Annotated in this window: 17 protein-coding genes; 7 read left to right on the top strand and 10 right to left on the bottom strand. The window is 67.1% G+C overall.

Annotation, left to right across the window (positions count from 1 at the left end; all coding sequences use genetic code 11):
• Positions 1-148: 148 nt before the first annotated feature.
• Entirely contained in the window at positions 149-1,027 is an 879-nt protein-coding gene (locus B9C43_RS50670) for a S1 family peptidase (RefSeq protein WP_051897389.1), read from the top strand.
• Between the two features lie 40 nt (positions 1,028-1,067).
• Here B9C43_RS50670 and tuf read toward each other — a convergent pair whose 3' ends face one another.
• Positions 1,068-2,264, bottom strand: coding sequence for an elongation factor Tu (tuf, locus tag B9C43_RS50665; RefSeq protein ID WP_084434433.1), 1,197 nt, complete (start codon positions 2,262-2,264; stop codon positions 1,068-1,070).
• A gap of 256 nt (positions 2,265-2,520) precedes the next feature.
• Positions 2,521-3,573: a WD40/YVTN/BNR-like repeat-containing protein gene (locus B9C43_RS50660; RefSeq protein WP_084434432.1), complete on the bottom strand. Its 1,053-nt coding sequence runs from the start codon at positions 3,571-3,573 to the stop codon at positions 2,521-2,523.
• 101 nt (positions 3,574-3,674) lie between these two features.
• Here B9C43_RS50660 and B9C43_RS50655 point away from each other — a divergent pair, with 101 nt between their 5' ends.
• Positions 3,675-4,265 carry a DM13 domain-containing protein gene (locus B9C43_RS50655; RefSeq protein ID WP_084434431.1) on the top strand — a complete coding sequence of 197 codons (591 nt, stop codon included), beginning with the start codon at positions 3,675-3,677 and terminating at the stop codon, positions 4,263-4,265.
• An 8-nt stretch (positions 4,266-4,273) separates the two neighbouring features.
• On the opposite strand, the gene B9C43_RS50650 is transcribed toward B9C43_RS50655, so the two are convergent.
• Both B9C43_RS50650 and xylB read right to left on the bottom strand, forming a co-directional pair.
• Positions 4,274-4,765: a methylated-DNA--[protein]-cysteine S-methyltransferase gene (locus tag B9C43_RS50650; RefSeq protein ID WP_084434456.1), complete on the bottom strand. Its 492-nt coding sequence runs from the start codon at positions 4,763-4,765 to the stop codon at positions 4,274-4,276.
• A gap of 58 nt (positions 4,766-4,823) precedes the next feature.
• Positions 4,824-6,101 carry a xylulokinase gene (gene xylB, locus B9C43_RS50645; RefSeq protein ID WP_084434430.1) on the bottom strand — a complete coding sequence of 426 codons (1,278 nt, stop codon included), beginning with the start codon at positions 6,099-6,101 and terminating at the stop codon, positions 4,824-4,826.
• A 115-nt stretch (positions 6,102-6,216) separates the two neighbouring features.
• Here xylB and B9C43_RS50640 point away from each other — a divergent pair, with 115 nt between their 5' ends.
• Positions 6,217-7,161, top strand: coding sequence for a lipase family alpha/beta hydrolase (locus B9C43_RS50640; protein ID WP_235039313.1), 945 nt, complete (start codon positions 6,217-6,219; stop codon positions 7,159-7,161).
• Here the strand turns inward: B9C43_RS50640 and B9C43_RS59190 are convergent.
• A complete protein-coding gene (locus tag B9C43_RS59190; RefSeq protein ID WP_235039312.1) occupies positions 7,158-8,285 on the bottom strand; it encodes a hemerythrin domain-containing protein in 1,128 nt (375 codons plus the stop codon). The two genes, B9C43_RS50640 and B9C43_RS59190, sit on opposite strands and share 4 nt — an antisense overlap.
• A gap of 76 nt (positions 8,286-8,361) precedes the next feature.
• Entirely contained in the window at positions 8,362-9,534 is a 1,173-nt protein-coding gene (locus tag B9C43_RS50630) for a hypothetical protein (RefSeq protein ID WP_084434428.1), read from the bottom strand.
• Between the two features lie 96 nt (positions 9,535-9,630).
• Here B9C43_RS50630 and B9C43_RS57225 point away from each other — a divergent pair, with 96 nt between their 5' ends.
• On the top strand, positions 9,631-9,792 hold the full coding sequence (locus tag B9C43_RS57225; RefSeq protein ID WP_160097320.1) for a hypothetical protein: 162 nt from the start codon (positions 9,631-9,633) through the stop codon (positions 9,790-9,792).
• Here B9C43_RS57225 and B9C43_RS50625 read toward each other — a convergent pair.
• Positions 9,789-10,478 carry an esterase/lipase family protein gene (locus B9C43_RS50625; protein ID WP_235039311.1) on the bottom strand — a complete coding sequence of 230 codons (690 nt, stop codon included), beginning with the start codon at positions 10,476-10,478 and terminating at the stop codon, positions 9,789-9,791. The genes B9C43_RS57225 and B9C43_RS50625 overlap by 4 nt on opposite strands.
• Positions 10,479-10,610: 132 nt before the next feature.
• Between B9C43_RS50625 and B9C43_RS50620 the strand changes: the two genes are divergently transcribed.
• A complete protein-coding gene (locus B9C43_RS50620) occupies positions 10,611-11,102 on the top strand; it encodes a hypothetical protein (RefSeq protein WP_084434426.1) in 492 nt (163 codons plus the stop codon).
• A complete protein-coding gene (locus B9C43_RS50615) occupies positions 11,099-11,551 on the top strand; it encodes an SRPBCC family protein (protein ID WP_084434425.1) in 453 nt (150 codons plus the stop codon). Before B9C43_RS50620 ends, B9C43_RS50615 begins: the two co-directional genes overlap by 4 nt.
• Here B9C43_RS50615 and B9C43_RS50610 read toward each other — a convergent pair.
• Genes B9C43_RS50610 through B9C43_RS50600 form a run of 3 tightly spaced genes read right to left on the bottom strand, consistent with a single transcriptional unit; the run spans position 11,539 to position 16,801 of the window.
• A complete protein-coding gene (locus B9C43_RS50610) occupies positions 11,539-12,549 on the bottom strand; it encodes an NAD-dependent epimerase/dehydratase family protein (RefSeq protein ID WP_084434424.1) in 1,011 nt (336 codons plus the stop codon). The genes B9C43_RS50615 and B9C43_RS50610 overlap by 13 nt on opposite strands.
• Positions 12,546-14,141 (bottom strand): phytoene desaturase family protein, encoded by a 1,596-nt coding sequence (locus B9C43_RS50605; protein WP_084434423.1) that lies wholly within the window; start codon positions 14,139-14,141, stop codon positions 12,546-12,548. The genes B9C43_RS50610 and B9C43_RS50605 overlap by 4 nt, the downstream gene beginning before the upstream one ends.
• A gap of 29 nt (positions 14,142-14,170) precedes the next feature.
• Entirely contained in the window at positions 14,171-16,801 is a 2,631-nt protein-coding gene (locus tag B9C43_RS50600; protein WP_084434422.1) for an NPCBM/NEW2 domain-containing protein, read from the bottom strand.
• 124 nt (positions 16,802-16,925) lie between these two features.
• On the opposite strand from B9C43_RS50600, the gene B9C43_RS50595 reads away from it, so the two are divergent.
• A complete protein-coding gene (locus tag B9C43_RS50595) occupies positions 16,926-17,324 on the top strand; it encodes a hypothetical protein (RefSeq protein WP_084434421.1) in 399 nt (132 codons plus the stop codon).
• The last annotated feature ends 103 nt before the right edge of the window (positions 17,325-17,427 follow it).

The following is a 17,427-nucleotide window of genomic DNA, read 5'->3' as shown; positions in this document are numbered from 1 at the left end:
AGAAACTCGGGCCGATCGGCGGGTCGCACCCGGCGCGGCAGCCTGGTACGCCGACCCGTCCTGATCAATTCAGCGAAACTGGTCTGAACCGCTGCGCACCGATTGCCCGTACGGGTAGTGAAGGACATACCGCCGAGAGGGCTTCGACATGCGCAACGCACACAGGAAGATCACCCGCAAGAAGGCGATCATCGCGGCAGCGGGTGTCGCACTGGCCGCCGCGGCCGCCTTCGCGATTCCCCAGGCCAGCGCGCACAATTCTCGACCGGCTGTGCCCAGCGTCGACCAGATGCGGGGCATGGTGGGCACCGCGTGGGCGACCGACCCGGAGACCGGTCAGACCCTGATCACCGCGGACAGCACCGTCAACAGTGACCAGTGGGCCAGCCTGCTGACCGCCCGCAGCGACAAGGTCCAGGTGCAGCGCGCACCCGGGCAGTTCAGGTTGTTCGCCGAGGGCGGCGACGCGATCTTCGCCGGCCAGGGCCGGTGTTCGCTGGGCTTCAACGTGACCATGAGCAACGGCGCCCCGGGCATTCTCACTGCCGGGCACTGCACAGCAGCCGGGAACCAGTGGTCGTTGACGCAGGGCGGCAGGCCTGTCGCCACCGTTCAGGAGTCGGTGTTCCCCGGCAACGGTGACTTCGCCTTGTTGTCGTACAACAACGCCAACACCAACGCACCGAGCGCAGTGGACACCGGCAACGGCACGGTGCAGATCCAGCGGGCCGCCAACCCGCGGGTGAACCAGAACGTACTGCGGATGGGCAGCACGACCGGGCTGAACGACGGCCGGGTGACCGGGTTGAACGCGACCGTGAACTACCCAGAAGGCCGGGTCACCGGGCTCATCCAGACCACGGTGTGCGCCGAGGGCGGCGACAGCGGTGGTCCGCTGTTCACCCAGGACGGTACGGCCCTCGGCCTGACCTCCGGCGGCGCCGGTGACTGCACGCAAGGTGGCGTGACGTTCTTCCAGCCGGTAACCGAAGCGCTGCAAGCGTTCGGCGCCCAGATCGGCCAGTGATCGTGTGGGGCCACCTTGTTACGGGTGGCCCCACACTGTTTCAGTCCAGGACTTCGGCCACTGTGCCCGCGGCGACGGTGATCCCGCCCTCGCGGATGGCGAAGCCCTGCCCCTTGCTCATCGCGACCGGCTTGCCGAGCTCGACCACGAACTCCGTGCTGTCACCCGGCATGACCGTCGCCGCGTCGAGAGTCGTCGCGTTGATCAGCACCGCACCCGGCACGTCACTGGTCCGGAAGTGGAACTGCGGCCGGTAGTTGTCGTGGATCGGCTTGCGCCGACCGCCTTCCTGCTCGGTCAGCACGTACGCGTCCGCACGGAACTTCCGGTGCGGCGTGACACTTCCCGGCAGAGCCAGCACTTGGCCGCGCCGGATCTGGTCACGCTTCACGCCACGCAGCAGCACTGCGGCGTTGTCACCCGCCTCGGCCCGCTCCAGCGACTTGCCGAACATCTCCAAGCCCGTCACGACACTGGAGAACGTCTCGTCGAGACCGACCACCTCGACGGTGTCGCCGAGCTTGATCGTGCCCTGCTCCACCGCGCCGGTCACGACCGTGCCGCGGCCGGTGATGGTCATGACGTTCTCCACCGGCATGAGGAACGGCAGGTCGAGCCGCCGTACCGGAGTCGGCACGTACTCGTCGACCGCCTCGAGCAGCTCCACGATCTTCTGCTCCCACGCCGGGTCGCCCTCAAGAGCCTTGAGGCCGGAGACCCGCACGACCGGGACCGCGTCGCCGTCGAAGCCGTAGCGGCTCAGCAGTTCACGAACCTCCAGCTCGACGAGGTCGAGCAGGTCGCTGTCGGCCACGAGGTCCGCCTTGTTCAGCGCGACGACGATGTGCTCGACACCTATTCGACGCGCGAGCACGACGTGCTCACGGGTCTGTGGCATCGAGCCGTCCTCGGCCGAGACGACCAGGATCGCGCCGTCCAGCTGGGCCGCGCCGGTGATCATGTTCTTCACGTAGTCGGCGTGCCCCGGCATGTCGACGTGGGCGTAGTGCCTGGTCGGCGTCTCGTACTCGACGTGCGAGATGTTGATCGTGATGCCGCGCTCGATCTCCTCGGGCGCGCGGTCGATCTTGTCGAAGGCCACGTACTTCGTGTTGCCGCTCTGTGAGGCGAGCACCTTGGTGATCGCCGCGGTCAGCGTGGTCTTGCCGTGGTCGACGTGGCCCATCGTGCCGATGTTGACGTGCGGCTTGCTGCGCACGTACGTCTGCTTGCTCATGTTCCTTGTGGTTTCTGGGAGCTGGGAGCGCGGAACCCGCGAGCCGACAACCCTCCTCCGTGGGTTCCGCGGAAGAAGGTGCGGAAGGGAGGAGGGTCAGCTATCCAGTGAAGACAGCGCAGCCGCCAGAACGGATGCCGACGGACGTGAAGAAACAGCGCTCAGCAGGTTCAAGCCTGCGAGCGTCGCCACGTCGATCATCCGGAACATAGCGAAGGACTGTAGCTCGGCCACAGCCCTTCGCCAAATGTTTTGTCTACCAGTGCAGTTTGGCCACGCGGCCCTTCTCCCCCGCGGCCCAGCAGGATGCGTCCCATCCACAGTCGACGGTGTCGAAGCTGCCGGAGTCGAACTGGTACCAGTGGTTTCCGCCGTCGATGCTGATGTCGCTGCCGGTCGGGCCGACGGCCAGGATCCCGGTCGGCACGTACGGGATGTACGTCGCGCCGGAGCGGTAGCCCTTCGGTGCCTGCGGCGGTTTCTTCCACGTCTTGCCGCCGTCACCGGTGCGGGCCACGGCGTCCTTGGTCTCGTTGGCCGGGTCGAAGTCACCGCCGATCGCGATCCCGGTCCGGGAGTCGCGGAACGCCACCGAGAACACGCCCGCGCTCGGGCCGCTCTGCAGCGGGGTGTCGCTGACCGTCCAGGTCAGACCGCGGTCCTTGGAGTGGAAGACGCGGGCTTTGGCGTCACCACCGGTCGCGATCCACGCGTCCTTGTGCCCGGAGGTCACCAGGCACTGGCCGCTCGCGGCGAACGCGAACTCGGCGGGCTGCGCGGCGGGCATTCCGTCGGTGGGCAGGACCTTCCAGCTCTTGCCGCCGTCGTTGGTGGACAGGATGCGGAACTTGCCGTCGACCGGGTCGCTCAGCGCGAGGCCGTTTCGGCGGTCGAAGAACGCCATGCAGTCGTAGAACGCTTTCGCGTCGGGGTTGCGGAACGACTCCGTCCAGGACTTGCCGCCGTCGGTCGTGGTGTAGATCCGGGAGTCCTCACCGTTGCCGATGGACAACGCGACGGCTGTGTTCGCGTCGAACGCCTCGATGTCACGGAACTGCAGTGCCGCGGTGTCCGGCGGGCCGACGCTGGCCCAGGTCCTGCCGCCGTCGGTGGTCCGCAGCACCGTGCCGAGGCTGCCGCTCGCCCACGCCGTCTTGCCGTCCACAACGGACAGGCCACGCAACCGGGCCTCCGAGGAGGTCGGGGTCAGCTGCCACGTGGGCCCGAAGGACGCGTCCGCTGGCGTCGCCGCCGCTGTGACAACGCCACCGAGCAGGGCAATCGCAGATAAACCGGCTATCCACCTCATGCGGGCGCAAGCTACCGGATCGGCGCCGCACCGGCCACCGCCGAGAGTCGTAAGGATCCGGTAAGGGCAATTCGTCTGCTTCAGGCGGTCTAATAGTCGGCATGCGAGCGTTGTTCCGGAAGAAGGTCACCTGGGCGGTACTGGCCGTCCTCGCAGTCGCGGGCGCGTTCGCGCTGTGGGCCTTCCAGCCATGGAAGTTGTTCACCAGCAGCACCATCGACGAGGCCCTGCCGGTGGCCCAGACACAGACCGAGCCTCAAGCGCCGCCCCCGGCGGCGACCACTTCAGCGACCACATCGGCGACGTCTTCCGCGAGTGCTCCGCCGAGCACGTCGACGGCCCCGGCCGCTCCGAAGGAACTGGCCTCCGGCAAGTTCGTCTCACAGGAGCACACCACGTCCGGCACCGCTGCCGTGCTCGAACTGCCTGACGGGCAACGGATACTGCGGTTCACTGGATTGTCCTCATCGGACGGACCGGATCTGCACGTCTGGCTGAGCGACGCGACCGCTGGCGGTGACTGGTTCAAGTACGACGACGGTCGTCACGTCAAGCTCGGTGAGCTCAAAGCCACCCACGGCAACCAGAACTACGCGATCCCGGCGGGCACTTCGCTTGACGGCCTGCGCAGCGTGGTCATCTGGTGCGACCGGTTCAACGTGGCCTTCGGCTCGGCGCCGCTTCAGCTGTAGACCGCCGTTCAGCTGTAGACCAACGTGTCGCCGCGCTCGAAGTCGAGCAGGTAGCGCTTGCGCTCAATGCCGCCGCCGTAGCCGGTGAGGTCACCCGTCGAGCCGACAACACGGTGGCACGGCACGATGATGCTGATCGGGTTCTTGCCGTTCGCCAGGCCGACAGCACGCGAAGCGGCCTGCGTCTTACCCAGCCGCAACGCCAGTTCGCCGTAGGAAACCGTTTCGCCGTAAGGGATGTCGCACAGCGCCTGCCACACTGTGCGCTGGAACTCGGTGCCTTCGAAGGCGATCGGGAGGTCGAAGGTCTTCCGGTCGCCTGCGAAGTACTCGTTCAGCTGCCTGATGACCTCACCGAACGGCTCAGGATCGGGGTGGCCGAACGTCTCGAACGGCGGCAGGTGACGCTGCTTCTCCATGTACACCCCGCTGAGCACGCCGTCGGTGGCGACCAGCGTGAGCTTGCCGATCGGCGTGTCCATCACAGTGTGGCATTTCATCTTGGACATAGTGCCAGTGTGACGCCACTTCCCCGGCATCACTGGCGGTATTCGGACATCACCATGCCGGGTACTGACCGGTCAACGCCCACGCTGCCTGCCGTGCCGCGCCCAGCGCCACGTACTCGGCGGCGGCCGGGACCTCGACCGGCACACCGAAGATCTCCGGCGCGATCCCCTGCACGGCCGCCGATCGAGCGCCGCCGCCGATGAGCAGGATCCGTTGCGCCTCAAGGCCCACGGCACGGACAGCGTCGAGTCCCGCACCCAGCCCGCCGAGCATGCCCTCGACCGCGGCACGCGCGACGTTCTGCGGAGTCATGTTGTGGCGCCGCATGTTCAGCAGGGAACCCGTGGCGTCCGGGAGGTTCGGCGTGCGTTCACCGTCCAGGTAGGGCACGAACTCCAGGCCGCCCGCGTCCTTGACGGACAACGCCAGTTCGTCCAGTTCGGACAGTTCGATCCCGAGCATCTGCGCGGTCGCCGACAGCACGCGGGCGGCGTTCAACGTGGCCACCAGAGGCAGGAACTTGCCTGTGGCATCGGCGAAACCGGCCACCGCGCCGGAGACGTCCGGGGTCAGCTTGTCCGTGACACCGAAGACCGTGCCGCTCGTGCCGATGGACACCACCACGTCCCCGACTTCGAGGCCAAGCCCGAGCGCTGCCGCCATGTTGTCGCCGGTACCAGCGGAAACGAGCATCCCTGTCGATGTCCGGCCGGCTGCCTCGTCCGGTCCCAGCACCCTCGGCAGATGCGGCACCTTGCCGAAAGCCTTCTCCAGCAGGTCCACCCGGTACACGCCGTCGGTCGCCGAGTAATAGGCCGTACCCGACGCATCGCCGCGGTCGGTGACCATCTCGCCGGTCAGCTTCCACGTCAGCCAGTCGTGCGGGAGCATCACCGTGGCCACCCGGGCGGCGAGTTCGGGCTCGTGCTCGGCCATCCACCGCAGTTTGGTCACCGTGAAGCTGGCGACCGGGACCAGTCCGACCGCGTTCGCCCACTCCGCGGGCCCGCCGAGCTCACGGATCAGGTCCTCGGCGGCTTTCGCTGAGCGCGTGTCGTTCCACAGCAAGGCGGGCCGGACGACTTCGCCGTGCTCGTCGAGGGTGACCATGCCGTGCTGCTGGCCGCCGATGCCCAGCGACGCGACGCCGTCCAGCAGGCCGTCGGATGTGGCCTCCTGGAACGCCCGCCACCACTCGTCAGGGTGAATCTCGGTGCCATCCGGATGGGCCGCGCGGCCCTGCCTGACGACCTGCCCGGTCTCCGCGTCACACACCACGACCTTTGTGGACTGCGTAGAGGAATCCACGCCCGCGACCAACGCCATCCGCCCATCCTAGCCAAATTCGTTTACCGACTGAACTGATTGCGGGTCATTGACAGGTGGTGTGAGCGCAGTCACCATCAGTATTCCTACTCCCGAGTAGATAACGGAGATCCCTGTGCGTCCAGCTCTCCTCGGCAGCGTGGCCGTGGTGCTGGCACTGATCCTGACCGCACCCAGTGCCGCTGCTACGGACCGATATCCCGTCTCCTATGGCCTGGCCGGTCTGGCCAAGGCCGCTGAAGCACAGCTCACCAGGCCAGGCTCGGCCCCGCCGGGCGCCAACAACTGGTCATGCAAGCCGTCGGCCGCCCACCCCGACCCCGTGGTCCTGGTGCATGGATTCACCGCCAACATGACGGCGAACTGGCAGACCGTCTCTCCTCTGCTGGCCAACAACGGCTACTGCGTGTTCGCGCTGACCTACGGCGTTCCCGCAGGCACGCCGTTCCCACTCGACCAGGTCGGCGGACGCAATCCGATGGAACAGAGCGCCGCCGAACTCGGCGCGTTCATCGACCGCGTGCTGGCCGCGACCGGCGCGCGCAAGGTCGACATCGTCGGCCACTCCGAGGGCAGCCTGATGCCCAACTACTACGTCAAGTTCCTTGGCGGCGCGGCGAAAGTCAGTGACTACGTCGGCCTCACGCCACTCTGGAACGGCACCAACCTCGCCGCACTCGCGACCCTCTACGGCCTGGGCCGCGCACTGGGCCTCGGCCCGCTGATCGACCTCCTCGTCGGCCCCATCGCCCCGGCCGCGCCGCAGTTCCTGGCCGGCTCGCCCTTCCTGAAGAAGCTGGCCGAAGGCGGCGTGGCCGACCCGAACGTCACGTACACGACGATCATGACCAAGTACGACGAGCTCGTGATCCCGTACACCAGCGGATACCTCAGGGCGCCGAACGCGACCGACGTGGTCCTGCAGAACGTGTGCCCGCAGGACTACGCCGGTCACGCCATGGTGGCGTTCGACCCCAACGCCACCCAGGTCATCCTGAACGCACTGGACCCGGCCAACGCCAAGCCGGTGCGCTGCCACTTCGTCCCAGTCAGCCCCTAACCCCGTTTACGGGCGAGGAGCTTGGTGAGCTCGTCCTTGGAAGCGCTGGAGCGCACGTCCAGTCCGGCGTTGTGCGCCTGGGTCACCAGGTGTTCCTTGCGCGCCTCACCAGGCTCCTCACCCATGTGCTCACGACGACTGCGCAGGAACGCGCGGCCCAGTTTCATTCGCGCGGCGTGACTGAGCTGTTCGCGCATCCCTGGCAGGACTGTCGATTCCTCCTCCTGGACGTGATGCGTCACCGAGTCGATGAGCTTGTCCAGCACCTGATCGAACTTCTTCGACTGCGGGCTGGTCCGCGTCAACTGGGCTAGCAGCCGTTCGGCCTCGAGGTGTTCCCGTTGGCTGTGCGCGATCTCGTCGGGTTGTTCGGCCTTCTCCCGCGCGACGGGGTACACCTCGGCCTCCTCGGCCCTGCTGTGCGCGGTCAGGACCATGGCCAGCACCGGCACGAGCAACGGCCGTTTCTCCGGATGCGACTTCAGCTCGTCGAACAGCCGCTCGACCTCACGGTGATCCACCATGATCAGGTCGACCACGTCACCGCCCTCGTTCGCCGGGCCGGTCTGGTTGCTGTCCGACGACGACATCGCTTTGCTCACCGCGTCCTTCACGCGGTCGAACAACGACAGCACCGGACCAGCGACCAGGTTCTCGGTCATGGTCTCCACGCCGGGATGCGGATGAGTCGGCGCGGTCTTCTCCGCCGTGCGCACTGCCATCGCCAGCGCCTGTAGCCGGGCGGGTTCGTAGTGTTCGCGCAGATACCGGAACTCGTAGTGCTCCTCGCGGTGAGCGTGCAGCAGGACCGAGTCGCGCAGTTGCCGCAGCATCTCCGGGAAATCGTCGTGGTCCGGCCCGATCTCCTCCAGCTTGCTCAGCATCTGCTTGGCCTCGTGCTCCTCGTGCAGCCGTTCGTCGACGACACCGTCACCGCCGTCGAGAACCCTGCGCGCCAACGGATGCACCACTTGTTCCTCGGCGGTCTCGTGCACGGCCAACAGCCGCACGAGCCGCCCGAAAGCCTCGTGCCGGTCCTTGCCGGTGGCCTGTTCGACTTTGCTGAACAGGTCCCGGATCTGCATGTGCTGGTCAAGCAGCAGCTCGACGACGTCCTCGCTCATGCCCACTCCTCGCTGTTGGTCGCTCTGCGTCGCATGAGCGGGCGCCCTGTGCTGAATGATTCGCTCGCAAGCTCGCTCATGACCGCTCCAGCTCGTGGCGGTAGTCGGTGCCGAACTTCTCGGTGTGCATGTCGATCACGGCGTCGCTCGGCGGCTGCTCGCCACCCATGACCGTCTCCTGCATGCGTTCGAACCGTTCGTGCGCGTCACGGACGTACCCCGCACCCAGCGTGGTCAGGTCGATCTGGGTGTCCAGCAGCTCCCGCAGGTACTGCTTGTTGGGTTCGAACGTGACCGGCACCGGCAGCTCGGGCGCCACGACCTCCTCGGGCTCCCTGCCGTCGTTCACGCGCATCAAGTCGCACGCCGCCTGCAGGTGCGCGAGTTCCATGTTCAGGTGGAGCTCCCAGATCACCTTGACCCGCGGGTCGCTCTCGGTCTGCATGAACGAGTAGTACAGGTAGCACTCGTTGTACTCGTGGTTCACCAGCCGCTCCCACCAGGTCTCGCCCGGGTCGACCAGCGACTCGTAGTGGGTGACGTGCTCTTCCTCGATCAGGCCGATCTCCTGGTAGAGCTGGCGCGCGATCGGCTCCATGTACTGCGGGCCGACGTTCATGTAGAAGTTCATCGTCTGCTGCTCCGCGGCCATGATCGTCAACGCGTGCAGCTTCGACAGCGGGTCGGCTTCGGTCTTGTCGTACGGTTCACGGACGTTGTCGGCCGGGTGCCGGTGATGGAACCTGGTGGGCCTGCCGGGAATCACCTCGGTCAGCCCGTCGACGATCTTCTCCGCCTTGCGGTGCTGGATCATCTCGTACAAGTTGGCGTACCGGTACAGGTGGTCGAAGTCTTCGAGGACACCGAACTCGTAGGCCTGTTTGAGCTGAGGATCCGGCTCCATCCTGGCCACCCAGGCGGTCAGGTCCACGGCCACCTGCTCGTAGGCGATCGTGGTCTCCAGTGGCGAGGCGGCGCCCGGCAGCAGCCAGTTCACCACTTTCTGTTGCTGTGCCTCGATGTAGCGCACCTCGGCCAGCTTGCGTTTGACGTCCATGTCCGGGCAGACGCGGGCGAAGTGGTGGCTGAACATGATCGACTCGATTTCGATGCCGTTCAGCGCGATGATCCGGCATCGGGTGTACGGGTCGGAGTCGTCCGGGTCGACCGGGGCCACATCGAGTTCACGCCAGTTCCGCAGCTGTTTGTCGAGTGGGATTCCCTCGTGCTCCAACGGATTGAAGGTCATCAGGGGTCCTTAACGTGGTGGGGTGAATCCACCGGCTACCCAGCGCGGAGATCGAAAAACACGTGTGTTCCAGCGCTGACTGGGCACTCCCATGACATGACTGAACAGGACGAATCCACTCCGATCACGACGGACCCGCCGTACTCTCCTGGCACGCCGGAGCCACCCGATCTGGACGTCGACGCGAAGAAGCTGATGCGCAAGGTCAACCGCGAAGTAGACGAACACGAGTCCAAGGGGCAGGAACCGGCTGGCTAGAGCGACGTCCACGTGGCCAGCAGCGGCGCGATCACCTGGTAGAAAGCCGGAGTCACGCCCATTCCCACGTGGCTGGAGTGGATCTCGGCCCAGTCGGCGTACGGGTCAAGGCACAACCTCCACGGCACGACCCCGTCGGTCTTGGAGTACACCGACAGGGCCGGGATCCCCGGCGACAGCGGCTGCGCCAACGCGGCCTTGGCGGTCTGGAAACACCGGCCGGTAAAGCAGTCCTCCTCAAGCAGGCCGGGCAGGCCGATGGCCGAGAGGCGGGTCAACATGCGGGCCGCACGCACCGATTCCGGTTTCGCGCCAAGCGGGTCGAGCACCGGCGTGCCGAACATGACCAATCCGCGAACCAGGTCGGGCACCCGGGACGCCACCAGCCGGGAGAGCCAGCCACCGCGGCTCTGACCGAGCAGGATCACCTTCCCACCAGTGCTTTCGGCGTGCCGCCGCAGCCGTCGCGCGATCCGGCCGACCAGATCGGTGGTGCAGCCGACGTTGAACCCGATCCGCGCACCGATCGGCCGGTACCCGCGGGCGGCGAGCCACTTGCTGGTCAGCGCGAGACTCGAGTCGGGGAAACCAAACCCCGGAACAAGCACAACGCCGACCCCACAGCCCTGCTCGGGATCGGCGACACGCCATACGGGCTCACGAAACAGTTCGCGTACCCCTGCCACAGCGTCCAAAACTCTTTCCCGCGAACGGGATCGCGGCTGCAGCAGTGTCCACATTGCAATGAAATACCCGCCGGTCAACCCGGCAAACCGACACCCCGCGTGCCCAGCCGCAGGACGGGTACCCCCTTCGGTGTGAACAACTTCCTAGGGATCTACCTCAACGACCAACTGGCCATGGGTGTGCTGTGGCGCGATCTGGCCCGGCGATCGCAACGCGCCAACCGGGGCACGGAGTTCGGTGACGCGCTGGCCGACGTCGCACAGGGCATCAGCGAGGATGTCGAGACCTTCCGGGAGATCATGCGGCGCGTCGGCGTCCCGATGAACCCTCTCAAGGTCGGCCTGGCCGCAGCCGCGGAACGACTCGGCCGGTTGAAGCTCAACGGCAGCCTGACCTCGTACTCGCCGCTGAGCCGGTTCGTCGAACTGGAGTTCCTGACCATGGGCCTGCTTGGCAAGAAGCAACTGTGGGCGACGTTGCGTGACCAGGCCGGACTGGCCGACCGGATACCGGAGGTGGATTTCGACGCGCTGATCGAACGCGCCGAAGCCCAACGTCAAATCCTCGAACCGTTCCGGGCTCTGGCCGGCACCGAGGCGTTCAGAAACGGGAGGACGTCGTGAGCGAGGTCCGTATGACCGTGTCGGCCGCCCGCGAGCACGTGTGGGAAGTGCTGGCCGACGGCTGGCTGTACGTCTGTTGGGTGGTCGGTGCGTCGCACATCCGCGACGTCGACGACAAGTGGCCGGCCGAAGGCACACGGCTGCACCACAGCGTGGGCATCTGGCCTTTGGTCGGACACGACATCACGGTGGTCCGTGCCGTCGAACCGCCTGCCATGCTCGACATGGAGGCGAAGCTGTGGCCGTTCGGCTCTGCCCGGATCCGCCTTGACCTCAAAGCGATCGGCCCCAGCGAGACCGAGGTGACGATGACCGAGCACGGCATGAGCGGCTTCGGCCGTCTGGTTCCCGGCCCGGTCGAGGCGGCACTGCTCGGCCCGCGCAACCGCGAGTCGCTCAGCCGCTTGTGCGACCTCGCGGCAGGCCGGGCCAAACGTCACGGCGACTGACTCTGGTGGCTCGGCCGCCCCGGCCGGATCCGGTACGACGCTCGGCCAAGTGACCGCATCGCGTCGACGAGTTCGTCCAGTGTGCTTGCCGCGTCGTGCCGGGCGGTCCACCCCAACTCGGTCCGCGCTTTCGTCGAGTCCACGAGGGACGCACGATCGGCCAGCCGGATCCAGCCGGGGTGCAGCGGTTGCAGCCCCAGCCGCCACGTCGCCCATGCGGCCGAGGTGAGAACGCCGAGCGGCACGGGCACTCGCCTGCCGCCAAACCGGTGCGCGACCTCGTCGGCGTCCAGCACCGGCTCCGCAGCCAGGTTGAACGCGCCCGTCGCGCCGGACTGCACGATCAGCCGCAGCGCACTGGCGACGTCTTCGGAGTGGACGAGCTGCAGCCGCATGCCGTTCCAGAGCGGAACGGGCAGCCAGCTCCTGCCGAGCAGCGTCACCGGTATCAACGGGCTGAGCAGCCATTCCCGGAACTTCGCCGCGGCACCCGCTTGCACCACGCCGCAGGGTCTGATCCGGGCCACTTTGACCGCAGGGTGCCGGTGCTCGAACGTGTCGAGCTGCGATTCCAGCACGGACTTGCCCCGGCTGTACGCACTGTCCTCGACCCCGTCGCACGGCCAGTCCTCGGTGACGAATTGCCGACGGTCCGCCGATGCGTACGCGGCGACTGACGAAGCGCACACCAGGTGCGGCACACCGGCGGCGACCACCGCACGCAACAGGTTGGTCGTTCCGTCGAGGTTGGTACGCCGCATGTCCGGGTCGCTGCTGCGCGGATGTACCGCCCACGCGAGGTGCACGACGACATCGGCACCCGCGCAGGCTTCCGTCAGCTGAGCAACCGCCGTGGAGCCGCCGATGTCGCATTCGACGTACGGCAGTGTCGTGTTCTCTGGTCGCCGACGGGACAGTCCGATGACGGTGTCCCAGGACTCGTCACGCAGCAGAGCGGTGCCGATATTGCCGCTCGCGCCGGTGATGACGACCTTCACTGGTACAGGATCCGGTTGAGGGCTCTGTTCATGGCCAGGTACGCGCCGCCGGTCCACTTGCCGCGAGCCAACGCAGCGCGTGCCGCGTTCGCACCCGCCGCGCCATGTACCGCGCCGCCCGGATGAGCCGAGGCACCGGCCAGGAAGAGGCGGTCGATCGGGGTGTCCGCTCGTCCAGTTCCCGGCACTGGGCGGAAGACCAGCTCTTGGTGGATCGCCGAGGTGCCCTGGTTGATCGCGCCGTCCACCAGGCTGGGGTTGCGCTCCTGCAACTCCGCCGGGCCGGTGATGGCGCGAGCCTTGATCAGGTCACGGAAGCCGGGCGCGTGTTTTTCGATCACTTGCTCGATCCGGTCCGCGCGCCGCTTGAGCCGGTCGGCTGTCCACTGCTGTCCCCTGGGCACGTGCGTGTACGCCCACATCGACTCGGTTCCCGCGGGTGAGCGGGTCGGGTCGGTCGTGGTCATCTGGCCGATCAGCAGGAACGGGTTGCGAGGAACCCGGCCGCACGCCAGGTCGTTGCTGATGCCGGCGAGCCCGTCGACGTCACCGCCGAGGTGAATCGTGCCTGCCAGCACGGCTTCCTGCGCGATCCACGGCACCGGACCGGTCAACGCCCAGTCCACCTTGACCGTCGCGTCGTCCCATTCGAAGTGTTCCAGGTCGGACACCAACCGGTCCGGCAAGTGCTCCTCGCCGACCAAATCCAGGTACAGCAACGGCGCCGGAACATCAGCGAGGACCGCACGCGCCGCACGCACGAGTTCGCCGTGCACATCCTGCACACCGACAGCGGTGTTTCCGGCGAGCAGCACCTTGGTGACGCGCCTGCCGCATTCGACCCGGCCACCGCGTTCGGTCAGGCGGGTGACCAACGCATCGGTCAGGCAGCCCGCGCCACCTTCCGGGACCGGAAACCCGATCTCCTGCCCGAGCATGCTCAGCAGCCAGCCGAACATGCCGCTCGCCGCCTGGTCGGGACCCAGGTCGGTGTGCATCGCGTTGCCCGCGAGCAGAACCTTCGCGCCTTCGCCCTCGAACCACTCCTGACCGAGCCTGCGCACCGGCAGCGTGGCCATCCGGACGAACCTGAGCATGTCCGCCGGGCCCAGCGTGCGCGCCAGTCCGCCCGCGGCACGAACCGGCGGGAACGGGCGGGTGATCGCGTTCAGCAAGTGGTCGCGGACGCGTTGCCACTTGGCGAATTCCGCGCGCCACACGTCACCGTCGCGTGGGGCGAACGTCTCGAGCGACTTCGCGGTGGTGTTCAGGTCACGGGAAAGCAGGACCGCCCGGTCGTCCGGCAACACGTGCGCGAGGACTTCCGGCGCGTGCCGCCAGCGCAAGCCGTACCGTTCCAGCTCCAGTCCGGCCATCACCGGCGACGCGGCACCGAGCGGGTAGAACGCGCTGAACAGATCGTTGCGGAACCCGGGGGCGGTGATCTCGCCGGTGCGCACCGCGCCACCCGGCTCGTCGGCCGCCTCCAATACCAGCACCGACCAGCCCGAATCGGCCAGAATGTTGGCCGCGACCAGGCCGTTCGGGCCCGACCCGATCACCACCGCGTCGACCGCTTCGATGTCCCGCATGGTTCTGAATACCACAGCCGGGCATGGCTTCAACCACACTTGACGCGGGCATCTCCCCAGGACGCGTGATCGTTCTGGGTACCGTCGCCGCCGTCGTTCACCCGCAACGTCATGGTCCGGACACCCGTGATGTCGGCCGTCAGCGTTCGGGGTGCCGCCCGGACACCGAGCACATCAGTGTCCACAAGGGACTGTCCATCGCCGGAGACACCGAATGTCACGGTTCCACCGACGCGCTGCCGGGCGACATCCAGGCCGGCTTCGTCGTCGACGCCTACGGTGGCCGCGAATTCGGTACAGCGCCCATCGAGCGTGAACTCGATCGTGGCATTGGCGTGTGTGCCAAGGCCTTTGCCGTACGGGGTGCGCCGGATCGCGATCGGCCTGCCGTCGCCTGCGGCCGCGCCACCGTTGGCGAGGTCACGTTCGATCGGGCCGTCTCCGTTCTGGCCGGTGAAGGGCAGATCACTCAGGTAGGACCAGCCTGCGGGCAACGGCTTCCACACGTGCACCCGGCTGACTTGTTCGTCTTCGCCTTCCCGGAACGTGGCCACCACCGGGATGTCGAAGTATCCGGCCGTGTCGGGTGCCGTCAGGGTCCACGTCCCGGTCAGCTCCTCGCCCGGCTTCAGGTCCCTGGCCGTGACGGCCGGGCCGCTGATCGTCCAGCCGTCCGGAACCCTTGGCAGCAGCGAGACTCCCGAGACCGGGCTGTCCACGGTGAACTTCCCCGTGATCTCGAATGCCTTGCCCGGGTTGGTTTTCACGCTCGGAGTCGCGGTCACGGTCGTGCTCGGGACTTTGGACACTGGCTGGTCGCAAGTGGCGATGCCCGGCCGCCAACGGCACGCGATCGCCGCGAAACCGCCGTCCTTCAGCACATCCAGCGTCAGTTTCTCGCCAGAGGACAGCACTCGTTGTTCACGGACGAGACCGTCCCGCACGATGTCGACCAGCCACCGGCCTTGCGAAATGCCCAGGGGAACGTCGACAGTCCTTGCCTCACCGGAGAATCCGCCGCCGATGAACCACCGGTCGCCGCTTCGGCGGGCCAGCACCACGCTTTCCCCGGGGCGCCCGGCTAGCAGGCGGGTCTCGTTCCACGCGGCCGGAACCTGGTCGAGGAACCGTTCCGCCTCCGGACGGGCCTGGTAGTCCTCGACTCGGCCCGCGAAGTTCTGCATCCCGGACTCGAACAACACCGCCAACGCCAGCTCATGCGCGTCGGAGGTCGTGCGGGACGGCCTGTGCCATGCCATCGGGGTGTAGTCCATCGAACCAGGGACGTTGCGCGTGAACGGCAGGGCAGTCAGGTGACTTGTGGTCAGGCCGCTGGACTTCTCGCCGCCGTGCACGCCTTCCATCGTCATCACGTGCGGCCAGGTGCGCTGGATGCCGTGCGGGATGGTGGATCCGTGGAAGTTGACCGTCAGGTGGTGTTTCGCGGTCTCCGCCAGGATCTGGTCGTACCAGCGATACCGGTCCTGGCCGTCGGAGTCCATGAAGTCGATCTTCAGTCCGGCCACGCCCCACCGCTCGAACAGCGCCAGCCGCGTGGCCCGCTCCTCGGCGGTGTCGAGTTCGTCGTAGTGCACCCATGTCTGGACCTGCACTCCGCGAGCACGGGCGTAGTCCACGAGTTGCGGGATCCAGCTCGTGGTCTCCCAGGCCGGGTCGTAGTCCCAGTTCGGGTCGAAGTACCACCCGGCGTCGACCAGGACGTACGGCCAGCCGTGCGCGGCCGCGTAGTCGACGTACGTCTTCTGCATCGCCAGGCTCTGCCCGGCTTCCCGGCCACCGGCAAGCCAGCTCCAGAACACCTTGCCCGGCTTGATCCACGACGTGTCCCGCACCTTGCTCGGCGTGGCCAGGTCGTCGACCAGTGTCGATGACGTCACGGTCGGCAGATCGCCGATGATCATCGTCCGCCACGCGGTGTCGACCGGCCCCGCGGCCTGGACTTTCTCGTCCCAGTACTTGATCCGGTACACACCGCCGCCCTCGTGCACCAGGCGGGCGCCGGAATGCCGTCCATCCACATCGGACTCGGTGATGTGCAGGTACGTTCCCCCGGTCTCGAACAAGGCCGGGTGCATGTACTCGGCGGGCTCAGCCGTGTCGGAAGTCGTTTTCAGAAAAGGGTTCTCGTAGTCACGTCGGTACTTGGCCAGCCATGCCGTACTACCCGCGGGCACATGGAACGCCGACGTCTCACCGAGAATCGCGCCGTACGAGCGCGGTAGCGAGTACCGGTACGCCACCCCGTCCCGGGAAACCCGCACCACAAGGTCGAATCGCGCTCCACCTGCCCCTTCGAAGGTGAACCGAGATTCGGTCATAACCGACATTCGGGACAGTTGCTTACCGGCCTTGGTGTTGTAGTGTTCGACCACCGGCCCGCTCGACCGCCGGAGCAACCGCAGTCCTTTTGACAAGTCAACATGCTCGGTGGTGATCCCCACCGGACTGGGCGCCAGCACTGTCCGCCCGGCCCGGTTCACCGCCAGCGAGACCCGGCCTTCGGCGCCATCGGCCGAGACGGTCGCGGTCAGGCCATGGCGCCCGCTCACCGTCCACGACTGCTCGGCTTCAGCCGGAACGGCCACCGCCAGACCGGCGAGTACCGCGGACACTGCGACAAGAGCCCTGCGAGCAGGCATCTGTGGCTCCCCAGCTTCAGAACGGACTACACATCCGATGTATACGCTTTCAAAGTGGCTCGGTCTAGGTGCGAACCGGGTAAAGGTCGGAGGGCAGCGCCGCTCGCTCCGACGACGAGGAGCCTTGGCGATCGGTGCGGCAGTTGCCGCGGTCGCCACGGTGAGCGCCGCGTGCACCCAGGCCAGCGAGGGCAAACCGGTCAAGATCCCGACGTTCGGCGAGACGTCGACCTCGACCTACACCGCACCGGCCGAGACAACGACCTGGACGCCGACGTGGGAGGCGAGCATCCCCGCGCCGGTCATCAAGCCGACCACCAAACCCCCGGCCCCGAAGCCGACGAAGACGACGCCGACGCCCACCCCGGAGCCGACCTTCACCATTCCGACGATGCCCGGCATCCCGTTCGCCCGGGAAGGAAGCCGGTGCACCCAGGAAGGCGCGGTGGCCATCAGCCGGTCCGGCGAGCCGCTGGTGTGCCTGCCAGGTCGCGGCGACCAACTGCGCTGGCGCAAACCCTGAGCAGGCGTCACTCACGTAGCGGTACGTGCATGAATACCTCGTGGCTACCGTGAAAAACGTGGGTGCGGCCTCGAAGGAGGAGCGATGCAAGGTACATGCGGAT

Origin of the sequence: Kibdelosporangium aridum (genome assembly GCF_900176515.1) — a bacterium.
Lineage (GTDB): Bacteria > Actinomycetota > Actinomycetes > Mycobacteriales > Pseudonocardiaceae > Kibdelosporangium > Kibdelosporangium aridum.
Note: the sequence above shows the minus strand (reverse complement) of the source record. Positions and strands in the feature narration are given on the sequence as shown.